The organism is Micromonospora sp. CPCC 205539 (assembly GCF_036906815.1).
In the GTDB taxonomy this organism is placed as follows: Bacteria; Actinomycetota; Actinomycetes; order Mycobacteriales; family Micromonosporaceae; genus Micromonospora.
Genome location: NZ_JBAKHW010000007.1, coordinates 275,701 through 285,751, shown reverse-complemented (window position 1 = coordinate 285,751; position 10,051 = coordinate 275,701). Strand labels below are relative to the sequence as shown.

General features: G+C 71.1%; 10 protein-coding genes. 8 read left to right on the top strand and 2 right to left on the bottom strand.

The window, feature by feature from the left end; genetic code table 11:
- Positions 1–357 precede the first annotated feature (357 nt).
- The 5 genes from V6V47_RS09505 (at position 358) to V6V47_RS09485 (ending at position 5,866) form a co-directional block, all read left to right on the top strand.
- Positions 358–2,901, top strand: coding sequence for a bifunctional FO biosynthesis protein CofGH (locus V6V47_RS09505; protein WP_334627709.1), 2,544 nt, complete (start codon positions 358–360; stop codon positions 2,899–2,901).
- 161 nt (positions 2,902–3,062) lie between these two features.
- The gene (locus V6V47_RS09500) at positions 3,063–3,341 is read left to right on the top strand and encodes a hypothetical protein (protein ID WP_334627708.1); all 279 of its coding nucleotides are present in this window, start codon (positions 3,063–3,065) and stop codon (positions 3,339–3,341) included.
- A gap of 52 nt (positions 3,342–3,393) precedes the next feature.
- On the top strand, positions 3,394–4,788 hold the full coding sequence (locus V6V47_RS09495; RefSeq protein ID WP_334627707.1) for a DUF4331 domain-containing protein: 1,395 nt from the start codon (positions 3,394–3,396) through the stop codon (positions 4,786–4,788).
- A 21-nt stretch (positions 4,789–4,809) separates the two neighbouring features.
- The gene (locus tag V6V47_RS09490; protein WP_334627706.1) at positions 4,810–5,139 is read left to right on the top strand and encodes a phospholipase; all 330 of its coding nucleotides are present in this window, start codon (positions 4,810–4,812) and stop codon (positions 5,137–5,139) included.
- Positions 5,140–5,608: 469 nt separating this feature from the next.
- Complete coding sequence (locus V6V47_RS09485) at positions 5,609–5,866, top strand: WhiB family transcriptional regulator (RefSeq protein ID WP_007455784.1); 258 nt, start codon at positions 5,609–5,611, stop codon at positions 5,864–5,866.
- Positions 5,867–5,932: 66 nt separating this feature from the next.
- Here V6V47_RS09485 and V6V47_RS09480 read toward each other — a convergent pair whose 3' ends face one another.
- A complete protein-coding gene (locus tag V6V47_RS09480) occupies positions 5,933–6,379 on the bottom strand; it encodes a metallopeptidase family protein (protein ID WP_334627705.1) in 447 nt (148 codons plus the stop codon).
- Positions 6,380–6,531: 152 nt separating this feature from the next.
- Here V6V47_RS09480 and V6V47_RS09475 point away from each other — a divergent pair, with 152 nt between their 5' ends.
- Positions 6,532–6,897 (top strand): DUF3499 domain-containing protein, encoded by a 366-nt coding sequence (locus V6V47_RS09475; protein ID WP_334627704.1) that lies wholly within the window; start codon positions 6,532–6,534, stop codon positions 6,895–6,897.
- A 265-nt stretch (positions 6,898–7,162) separates the two neighbouring features.
- Here the strand turns inward: V6V47_RS09475 and V6V47_RS09470 are convergent, their stop codons facing one another.
- Positions 7,163–8,509 carry an aspartate aminotransferase family protein gene (locus tag V6V47_RS09470; protein WP_334627703.1) on the bottom strand — a complete coding sequence of 449 codons (1,347 nt, stop codon included), beginning with the start codon at positions 8,507–8,509 and terminating at the stop codon, positions 7,163–7,165.
- Between the two features lie 554 nt (positions 8,510–9,063).
- On the opposite strand from V6V47_RS09470, the gene V6V47_RS09465 reads away from it, so the two are divergent.
- On the top strand, positions 9,064–9,807 hold the full coding sequence (locus tag V6V47_RS09465; RefSeq protein ID WP_334627722.1) for a DUF5753 domain-containing protein: 744 nt from the start codon (positions 9,064–9,066) through the stop codon (positions 9,805–9,807).
- Positions 9,798–9,989, top strand: a complete 192-nt coding sequence (locus V6V47_RS09460; RefSeq protein WP_334627702.1) for a DUF397 domain-containing protein — start codon at positions 9,798–9,800, stop codon at positions 9,987–9,989. Before V6V47_RS09465 ends, V6V47_RS09460 begins: the two co-directional genes overlap by 10 nt.
- Positions 9,990–10,051: the final 62 nt, after the last annotated feature.

Here is a 10,051-nt window from a genome sequence, read left to right as displayed (position 1 = left end):
GGTCCGCGCCGGCCCGGCCCTCCCCGCGCCGGCCCGGCCCGCCCCGCGCCGCCCCTGGCCCGGGTCCGCGCCGGCCCCGGACCGGGTGATCAAGAGGTTTTGGTCAGAGAACGTCGCTGGAGTGACCGAAACCTCTTGATCAACAAAGCCGGGCTGGGGGTGCGACGCCGGTATCACCAAAGCCGGGCTGGGGGTGCGACGCCGGTATCACCAAAGCCGGGCTGGGGGTGCGACGCCGGTATCGGCGTTCGGGCTGGGGGTGCGACGCCGGGATCGGCGCTTCGCCGGCAGCGCGGGGAGGGCGCGGTGAGCACCGGGGGCGCCGGGGGCGTTTGGGGCAGCGCCTAGGCTGGGCGGATGGTTGATCGCACCCTTCCTGGCCCGAGCGACGCGAGCGTGCGGCGGGCCCTGGGCCGGGCCGCGACCGGGCGGGCTCTGGACGTCGACGAGGCGGCCGCGCTGCTGGCCGCCCGCGGTGACGCGCTCGACGAGCTGCTCAGGGTGGCCGGTCAGGTCCGCGACGCCGGGCTGCGCGAGGCTGGCCGACCGGGCGTGGTCACGTACTCCAAGAAGGTCTTCATCCCGCTGACGCGGCTCTGCCGGGACCGCTGTCATTACTGCACGTTCGCCACCGTGCCGCACCGGCTGCCGGCGCCGTTCCTGGACCGCGACGAGGTGCTGGCCATCGCGCGGGCCGGTGCCGCGCAGGGCTGCAAGGAGGCGCTGTTCACCCTGGGGGACCGGCCGGAGGAGCGGTGGCCGGCGGCCCGGACCTGGCTGGACGAGCGCGGCTACGACTCCACTCTGGACTATGTGCGCGCCTGCGCGGTCGCCGTGCTGGAGGAGACCGGGCTGCTGCCGCACCTCAACCCCGGGGTGCTGTCCTGGTCGGAGCTGCAACGGCTCAAGCCGGTCGCGCCGAGCATGGGCATGATGCTGGAGACGACAGCGACCCGGCTCTGGTCCGAGCCGGGCGGCCCACACTTCGGTTCGCCCGACAAGGAGCCGGCGGTCCGGCTGCGGGTGCTCGAGGACGCCGGCCGGGTCGGGGTGCCGTTCACCACCGGCATCCTGATCGGCATCGGGGAGACCCCGACCGAGCGGGTGGACGCGCTCTTCGCGATCCGCCGCGCCCACCGGGAGTACGGCCACCTCCAGGAGGTGATCGTGCAGAACTTCCGCGCCAAGCCGGACACGGCGATGCGCGGCATGCCCGACGCCGAGTTGCACGACCTGGCCGCCACTGTGGCCGTGGCCCGACTGCTGCTCGGGCCGAAGGCTCGGATCCAGGCCCCACCGAATTTGATCGCCGGCGAGTACGACCTGCTGCTGCGCGCCGGCATCGACGACTGGGGCGGCGTCTCGCCGCTGACCCCGGACCACGTCAATCCGGAGCGCCCCTGGCCGCAGATCGACGAGCTGGCCCGGCACACCGAGCTGGCCGGGTTCACCCTGCGCGAGCGGCTGACGATCTACCCCGAGTACGTGCTGGCCGGCGACCCGTGGCTCGACCCCCGGCTGTTGCCGCACGTGAACGCACTCGCCGACCCGACCACCGGGTTGGCGATCGAGTCGGCCCGGCCGCAGGGCCGTCCGTGGCAGGAGCCGGAGGAGGTGTTCGGCGGGCGGGTCGACCTGCACGCCACCATCGACACCACCGGCCGCACCGACGACCGGCGGGGTGACTTCGACAGCGTCTACGGCGACTGGTCCGAGGTCGCCGGCAAGGTCACCCCGGAGGCGACCGCGCGCCGAGAGGGCGTACCCCCGGTGTCGGCCGGAAGTGGCGCGGACCGTGACCTGGCGGCCGGGCTCAAGCTCGCCGCCGACGACCCGGCGGCGCTGCTCGATCCCCGGCACACCGACGCCGCCCTGGCGTTGTTCGGCGCGGACGGGCCGGCGCTCGACGAGCTGTGCCGGCTCGCCGACGACGTACGCCGGGACACGGTCGGCGACGACGTCACCTACGTGGTCAACCGCAACATCAACTTCAGCAACGTCTGCTACGTCGGCTGCCGGTTCTGCGCCTTCGCCCAGCGTGAGCGGGACGCCGACGCGTACCGGCTCTCCGTCGAGCAGGTCGCCGACCGGGCCGAGCAGGCGTGGGCGGCCGGCGCCAGCGAGGTCTGCCTCCAGGGCGGCATCGACCCGAAGATGCCGGTCACCGGGTACGCCGACATCGTCCGCGCGATCAAGGCCCGGGTGCCCGAGATGCACGTGCACGCGTTCTCCCCGATGGAGATCGTCACCGGCGCGGCGAAGGCGGGCGTGCCGGTCCGCGAGTGGCTGACCCAGCTACGCGAAGCCGGGCTGGACACCATCCCGGGCACCGCCGCGGAGATCCTCGACGACGACGTGCGGTGGGTGTTGACCAAGGGCAAACTGCCGGCCGCCGCCTGGGTCGATGTGGTGAGCACCGCGCACGAGCTGGGCATCCGGTCCAGCTCCACCATGATGTACGGCCACGTCGACCATCCCGGACAGTGGCTGGCGCATTTCCGCGTGCTGGCCGGAGTGCAGGACCGTACGGGTGGCTTCACCGAGTTCGTGGCGCTGCCGTTCGTGCACACCAACGCCCCGATCTACCTGGCCGGCATCGCCCGACCCGGGCCGACCTGGCGGGAGAACCGCGTGGTCCACGCGATGTCCCGGCTGCTGCTGCATGGCCGGATCGACAACATCCAGTGTTCCTGGGTGAAGCTGGGCGACGAGGGCACGGTGGCCATGCTCCAGGGTGGCTGCAACGACCTGGGCGGGACGCTGATGGAGGAGACCATCTCCCGGATGGCCGGCTCCGACAACGGTTCGGCGCGTACCGAGGAGCAGTTGCGGGCCATCGCCACGGCCGCCGGTCGGCCGGCGCGCAAGCGCACGACCGCGTACGGTCACGCCCGACCCTGAGTCGAACCTTTCCCCGCCGTCGGCCGTACCAAGCGGTGCCGGCGGCGGTCGCGGCGAGGACCGCCGCCGGCGCCCCCTGAGGGCCCGGCGGCGTCGGCTGGCGGCACCGGACCCGTCCGTTACCGCGGGCGCGTACCGCGCCGCCGCCGGAAAGGTTGCCCATGACCACTGATGAGCGGAAGCGGCACTGGCCGCGACTGACCCGCCGGCAGACGTTGACCGCCGCGGCCACCGCCACCCTCGGCGCCGCCGCGCTGACCGTGCCCGGCCTGTCGGCCGCGCAGAACGCGCCGGGAGCGGCCGGCCGTGCCGACGACCCGATCGTCGTACACCTGCGGGATGCCGCTTCCGGGACGATGGACGTCTTCGTCGGGGAGTCCCGGATCGAGGTACGTGACCGCGGCTTGGCGGACCAGTTGCGGCGCGCCGCGCGGCGCTGACCCGACGATCCCCTCCCGCCACCCTGCCCCCGCCCAGTGAGGTTGGTCCGCCATGTCTTCCCACCGCGAGGCCCCGGAGATAGCCAAGGATCCGGTCGCCGACAGCTCCGATCTGTACGCGTTCGTCAGCCCCGACAAGCCCGACTCGGTCACGTTGATCGCCAACTACGTGCCGTTGCAGCTTCCCTCCGGGGGCCCGAACTTCTTCGAGTTCGGCGACGACGTGCGGTACGAGATCCATATCGACAACGACGGTGACGGTCGGCCGGACGTCACCTACCGGTTCGAGTTCACGACCGAGATCACCAACCCGAACAGCTTCCTCTACAACACCGGCCCGATCGATTCGCTGGACAGCAGGAACTGGAACCGGCGCCAGTTCTACAGCCTGACCCGGGTGGCCGACGGCCGGGAGCACCGGCTCGCGCACAAGCTGCCCTGCCCGCCGTGCAATGTCGGCCCCCTGTCCACCCCCAGGTACGCGGAGCTGGTGCGGCAGGCCACGTACTCGCTCTCCACGGGGGAGCGGGTCTTCGCCGGGCAGCGGGCGGACGGCTTCTTCGTCGACCTCGGAGCGATCTTCGATCTCGGCACGCTGCGGCCGTTCCAGCAACTGCACGTGGCCGGCAAGAAGGTCTTCAAGGCCGAGGGGGAGCCGGTCAACGCCACCGACCGGATGAACGTGCACAGCATCGCCGTGCAGGTGCCGCTCAACCGGGTGCGCCGGGGTGCCAAGCGGTACGGCACGGGGGACGCGGCCTCGGTGATCGGGGTGTGGACCTCGGCCTCGCGTCGGCAGGTCCGGGTGCTCGGTGACCGGGGGGCCGCGGACACCACCAGCGGCCCGTTCACCCAGGTCTCCCGGCTGGGCAATCCGCTGTTCAACGAGGTCGTCGTGCCGATGTCCAAGAAGGACCTGTGGAACTCACTGCCGCCCTCGGAGGACAAGCGGTTTGCGCAGTTCGTCGAGCATCCCGAGTTGGCGGCGCTGCTGCCGGCGCTCTACCCGGACGTCTTCCCCAACCTCGACAAGCTCACCAAGGCGGGAAAGGCCCGGGCGGACCTGGTGGCGATCCTGCTCACCGGCGTACCGGCCGGGCTGATCGACGGCTTCACCAACGCCACCGGTGACGTGCAGGCGGACATGCTGCGGTTGAACACCGCGATCGCGCCGAGTCGGCAGCCGGACCGGTTCGGGGTGCTCGGCGGTGACCTGGCCGGCTTCCCGAACGGCCGGCGGGTCGCCGACGACGTGGTCAGCATCGCGCTGCGGGCGATCGCCGGCCTGACCGTCCCACTGGTGGACAAGACCTTCCACCCGGACGCGGCGGCCGCCGCGGTCACCCCCGGGTTGAGCGCCGCCGACGTGACCGCGCCGTTCCTCGCCAACTTCCCCTACCTGGGTACGCCGTACGACGGGTTCAACAACCCGCCGGCGTCGTCCTGACCGGGGCGGAGGGAGCAGCGGATGACCGAGCAGACGTACGGACCGTCGGAGACCGGCAGCGTCGTTCTCGATCTGGGTGGTGAGACCGGTGCCCTGATCGTCTACACGGGTGGAGACCTGCACGGTCGAGAGATCGAGATCAGTCGGGGTGAAAACCGCCGGACCCACTCGGCGGTACGGGAGCGTCGGGTGCGCGACGGCTCGTTCCACAGCGCCGTTTACCCCGGTCTGGCGGCGGGTATTTATACCGTCTGGTGGGACAACGATACGCCCGCAGGCGAAGTTACTGTCCATGGTGGAGGGATAGCCGAATTCAACTGGCCGAGCAGCGGGTTTCGGGTCGCCGGCTGACCGTACTGACCCTGTTTTTCGTCGCGCCCCGTCCACATTGTGGGCGGGGCGCACGCGCTGTCCGCGACTGGACGGGCAGTCTGGGCCGTGCCGCGTTAACCTGTGCCCCACCAAGATCAGCTTTGGGGGAAGGGGCTGTCCGGTGTTCCTGGCGTCGGCGTGTCGACGACGGGTCGGTGGAGCGCCACGGCAGAAAAGTCGTGCAACTCGCCGGGGAGGGCGTTACTCGGCCGGGGTCTGAATCGATAGGGCAGGTTGCGAGGCTGGGACGGTGCGAGTGGCCGCCCGGGGGTGTCGGGAGGGCGACTCCATTATCAAGTTTGGCTTGACGGCGCACGCATTACACGCGTGTAATTTGAATGGGGTTGTTCGCACGGAACGCAACAAAACGGGACCGGACGGACAAGCACGCCTTTCGCGTGGGGGGTTGCAGCGGCGATGACGCCGGTGCGCGACAAGGAGGCATTTGATGGACGGCCAGCTTGAGGTGGCCGACCTGCTCGGAAACGCGCCGGAGTGGCAGGAGCGGGCGCTGTGCTCGCAGACCGACCCGGAAGCGTTCTTTCCCGAGAAGGGCGGCTCGACCCGTGAGGCGAAGCGAATCTGCTCGCGCTGCGAGGTCAAGACCGAATGCCTCGAATACGCTCTCGGGCACGACGAGCGGTTCGGCATCTGGGGTGGGCTCTCGGAGCGGGAGCGGCGCAAGTTGAAGCGGCGGGCCGCCTGAGCGGTGCTGGGTCGGGGCGGTGGGGGCCGCCCGACTCGCCCCGAAGGCATGGCTGTGGCGGGCGGCTCAGGCCAGCTCGTCGGGGTCGACCCCGAGTAGGTTCGCCACCTGTTCAATGATCACGTCGTGTACGAGGTCGGCGAGGTCCTCACGGTCCATCGCCCGGAACTCCAGAGGCCGCCGGTAGAGCACGATCCGCGGCGGCACCTCCTGTCGGCCCGGGCGCCCCGGCAGCAGCCGGGCCAGTGGGACCTCGCCGTCCTCCAGCACATCGGAGTCGTAGACGTTCAGATCCGGCGGGACGTCCTCGACCGCGAACTCGACCCCGGCCAGCTCCTTGGCGAACCGCCGCTCCAGCGTCTCGACGGTGTCCAGGACCAGGTCGTCGAAGACCTCCGCCTTGGTCCGCGACAGCGGTACGGTCGCCGGCACCAACCGCCCGCGCAGGCCACGCCCGTGCCGGTCGCGTGCGCGCCGGCCGGAGCCGGGGCGGCGGTGTTCCGGGCTCGTCATGAGGCAAAGGGTAGCGCCCACTCCGAGCTGGCCAGCGGCAGCGCCGCTACCGTGGCGCGGCGCGACCCAGCTCGCGAATTGTGATCACCACGACGGGCGTGTCGCAACGCGAACCGTCGCGCCGGACCCGGTAATGGGGATACCCTGCCGCCGTGAGGTCAACTCGGCGCTGCTCCCGTAACGGCTGCCCTCGGCAGGCCGTCGCCACTTTGACCTATGTCTACAACGAGTCGACCGCGGTGGTGGGTCCGCTGGCGGCCTTCGCCGAGCCGCACACGTACGACCTGTGCGAGCCGCACGCCCGCAGCCTGACCGCTCCGCGGGGCTGGGACGTGGTCCGGCACGAGGGCGAGTTCGAGCCCCCGCCGCCCACCACCGACGACCTGGTCGCACTGGCCGAGGCGGTCCGCGAGGCGGCCCGCCCCGCCCCCCGCCCCCCAGCGGACGACCAGCACCCGAAAGACCCCCACCCGACCGGCCGCCGAGGCCACCTCCGCGTAATCCCCCCGAACCACTAACCCCGGGCCACCCCGGCCCCAGCCGAGCGGCCGGCCCCGGCTCCGGCCCCGGCTCGGCCCGGCCCCGGCTCGGCCCGGCCCCGGCTCGGCCCGGCCCCGGCTCGGCCCGGCCCCGGCTCGGCTCCGGCTCGGCCCGGCGATCATGAGGTTGACGGGGGTTTCGATCACGAATTCGCCCGCTAACCTCATGATCACCGCGGGCTGAGCTGCGGGCTGAGCTGTGGGTTGAGCCGCGGGGCTGGGGCTGGGGCTGGACTGGTTGGGGTTAGAGGCGGGTCCAGGCTTCGGTGAGCACTGTGCGGAGGATCTGCTCGATCTCGTCGAAGTGTTGCTGCTCGGCGATCAAAGGCGGGGCCAGCTGCACCACGGGGTCGCCCCGGTCGTCGGCGCGGCAGTAGAGCCCGGCCTGGAACAGCGCCGTGGAGAGGAATCCGCGCAGCAGCCGCTCGGATTCGGCGTCGTCGAAGGTCGTCCGGGTCATCTTGTCCTTGACCAGTTCGATGCCGTAGAAGTAGCCGTCGCCGCGGATGTCGCCAACGATCGGCAGGTCGTTCAGCTTCTCCAAAGTGGACCGGAACGCGCCCTCGTTGGCCCGTACGTGCCCGACCAGGTCCTCGCGGGCGAAGACCTCCAGGTTGGCCAGGGCCACCGCGCAGGAGACCGGGTGGCCACCGAACGTCACCCCGTGGGCGAACATGCCGGTCTCGGTGAGGAACGGCTCCATCAACCGGTCGCTGGCGATCATCGCGCCGAGCGGAGCGTACCCGGAGGTGATGCCCTTGGCGGTGGTGATGATGTCCGGTTGGTACCCGTAGCGCACCGCGCCGAAGTACTCGCCGAGTCGACCCCAGGAGCAGATCACCTCGTCGGAGACGAGCAGGACGTCGTGCGCGTCGCAGATCTCCCGGACCCGCTCGAAGTAGCCGGGCGGCGGCGGGAAGCAGCCGCCGGAGTTCTGCACCGGCTCCAGGAAGACCGCGGCGACGGTGTCCGGCCCCTCCCGCTCGATGGCTCGGCCGATCTCGTCAGCGGCCCAGCGGCCGAACGCCTCGGGTGAGTCGCCATGCTCTGGCGCCCGGTAGAAGTTGGTGTTCGGGGCCTTGATCCCGCCGGGCACCAGCGGCTCGAAGTCGCTCTTGATGCCGGGCAGGCCGGTGATCGACAGCGCGCCCATCGAGGTGCCGTGGTAGGCGAGGTACCGGCTCACCACCTTGTGCTTGTTGGGCTTGCCGGTGCGCTTGAAGTAGGCGCGGGCCAGCTTCCAGGCGGCCTCGACGGCCTCCGAGCCGCCGGTGGTGAAGAAGACCCGGTTCAGGTCGCCGGGGGTGAGCGTGGCGATCTTCTCGGCCAGTTCGACGGCCTTCGGGTGCGCGTACGACCAGAGCGGGAAGTAGGCCAGCTCGCCGGCCTGCTTGGCGGCTGCCTCGGCCAGTTCGGTGCGGCCGTGGCCGGCGTTGACGACGAAGAGCCCGGCGAGCCCGTCCAGGTAGCGACGGCCCTGGGCGTCCCACACGTACGCGCCCTCGCCGCGCACGATGGTCGGCACCTCGCCGGCGGAGTAGCTCGCCATCCGGGTGAAGTGCATCCAGAGGTGGTCGGTGGCGTTGGCCATGTCAGCCCCATCGATCGTCGGGCCGGTCCAGGGGTGACGCCGGCCGCTCTGCCCACGGTTATCGCACAGCCTGCACCCCTGAGGCAAGTGGTATCGGTGGTGCCAGGGCTTGATAGCGACGGATTTAGCAAACAGGTATCGAAGATGCAACGGATTCCGCATCGGCGGTAGCGCGCCCGATGGCCGGCCTGCCGGAAGATCGAGGTGTGGGGCGACGCCTTTGGCGGGGCGGGGGGCGAGTGATCCACCCGAGATCGCTGAAGTCGGGGTGTCGGGCAGCGGGGGATGCCGCGATATCGGGGATCTGGTGTGGATCACACGCGGCGATCACCCCGGGACGCGGTGGGGACGCTTTTGGGGCCGTTGCGGGGCGCCTCAGATGGGGGCCAACACGTTCACCGCAACACGCCGGTAGGCAGCGGACACAGACACGCAGCGTGGCTAACGTGCGCCGCAACGTATACCGAGAAGGGCTGCGGTGCGCACGAGCGTAGCGGCGGTGTGGGCCTGGCCGACGGGAGGATCCGGTGGCGAACGAGGCGTTGCGGGTGGCGATGGCGGCGGCGGGGGAGACCGCCGAGTCGCTGGCGGAGAAGGTCCGCGTCCATCCGAAGTCGGCGGCGCGGTGGCTCGCTGCGGGGCGGATCCCGCACCCGCGTACCCGCATGGCGGTGGCCGGCGTCCTCGGCCGGGACGCGGCCGACCTCTGGCCGGAGCCGTTCCGTCGCCGCGACCTGCCCTGGTTCCGTCCCTGGGCGGACCTCGAACAGGACGCCATCTCGCTGCGGTCGTATCAGCCGCTGCTCGTGCCGGGCCTGCTCCAGACCGAGGGGTACGCCCGAGCGGTGCTGAGCACCGGCGGTCTGGTCCCACCGTCCGAAGTGGACGAAATTGTGGCCGGCCGGTTGGACCGACAGGCGATCCTCGACCGCGACGCCCCGCCGCAGCTCATCGCCGTGATCGACGAGGTGGTGCTGCGACGGCCGGTCGGCGACGGGTCGGCGATGGCCGGGCAGTTGGCGCACCTGGCCGAGGTCGCCGAGTGGGAGCACGTGCAGGTCCGGGTGATCCCGGCCGAGACCCCGTGGCACACCGGCCTGGCCGGTCCCTTCGTGCTGGGCCGCCTGCCCGACGGAACCGAATTGGTGTATCTCGACAACCAGATCCGTGGTCAGGTCGTGACCGATCCCATCGACGTCGCTAACCTGGGACGCAGGTGGGAGAGCGTCACCGGCGAGGCGTTCCCCCAGCGTCGATCGATCGAGCTGATCAGGGAAGTGGCCACGACATGGACATGACCGACGCCCGTTGGCGCACCGCGACCCGCAGCAGCAACAACGGCGGCGACTGCGTCGAGGTGGCCGACAACCTGCCCGGCCGGGTCCTGGTGCGCGACAGCAAGGACCGCGACGGCGGCACGATCGCCTTTCCGCCGACCGCCTGGACGTCGTTCGTGGCGGCGCTGCGGCAGCAGGGCTAGTCGATCCACTCGGGATCAGGGAAGTCGGGCCATCGCGGCGGCGCGGGCACCCCGATATCCGC

Coding starts and splice junctions, on each gene's coding strand:
- V6V47_RS09505 (WP_334627709.1), top strand. CDS start 358: ATGGTTGATCGCACCCTTCCTGGCCCGAGCGACGCGAGCGTGCGGCGG.
- V6V47_RS09500 (WP_334627708.1), top strand. CDS start 3,063: ATGACCACTGATGAGCGGAAGCGGCACTGGCCGCGACTGACCCGCCGG.
- V6V47_RS09495 (WP_334627707.1), top strand. CDS start 3,394: ATGTCTTCCCACCGCGAGGCCCCGGAGATAGCCAAGGATCCGGTCGCC.
- V6V47_RS09490 (WP_334627706.1), top strand. CDS start 4,810: ATGACCGAGCAGACGTACGGACCGTCGGAGACCGGCAGCGTCGTTCTC.
- V6V47_RS09485 (WP_007455784.1), top strand. CDS start 5,609: ATGGACGGCCAGCTTGAGGTGGCCGACCTGCTCGGAAACGCGCCGGAG.
- V6V47_RS09480 (WP_334627705.1), bottom strand. CDS start 6,379: ATGACGAGCCCGGAACACCGCCGCCCCGGCTCCGGCCGGCGCGCACGC.
- V6V47_RS09470 (WP_334627703.1), bottom strand. CDS start 8,509: ATGGCCAACGCCACCGACCACCTCTGGATGCACTTCACCCGGATGGCG.
- V6V47_RS09465 (WP_334627722.1), top strand. CDS start 9,064: ATGGCGGCGGCGGGGGAGACCGCCGAGTCGCTGGCGGAGAAGGTCCGC.
- V6V47_RS09460 (WP_334627702.1), top strand. CDS start 9,798: ATGGACATGACCGACGCCCGTTGGCGCACCGCGACCCGCAGCAGCAAC.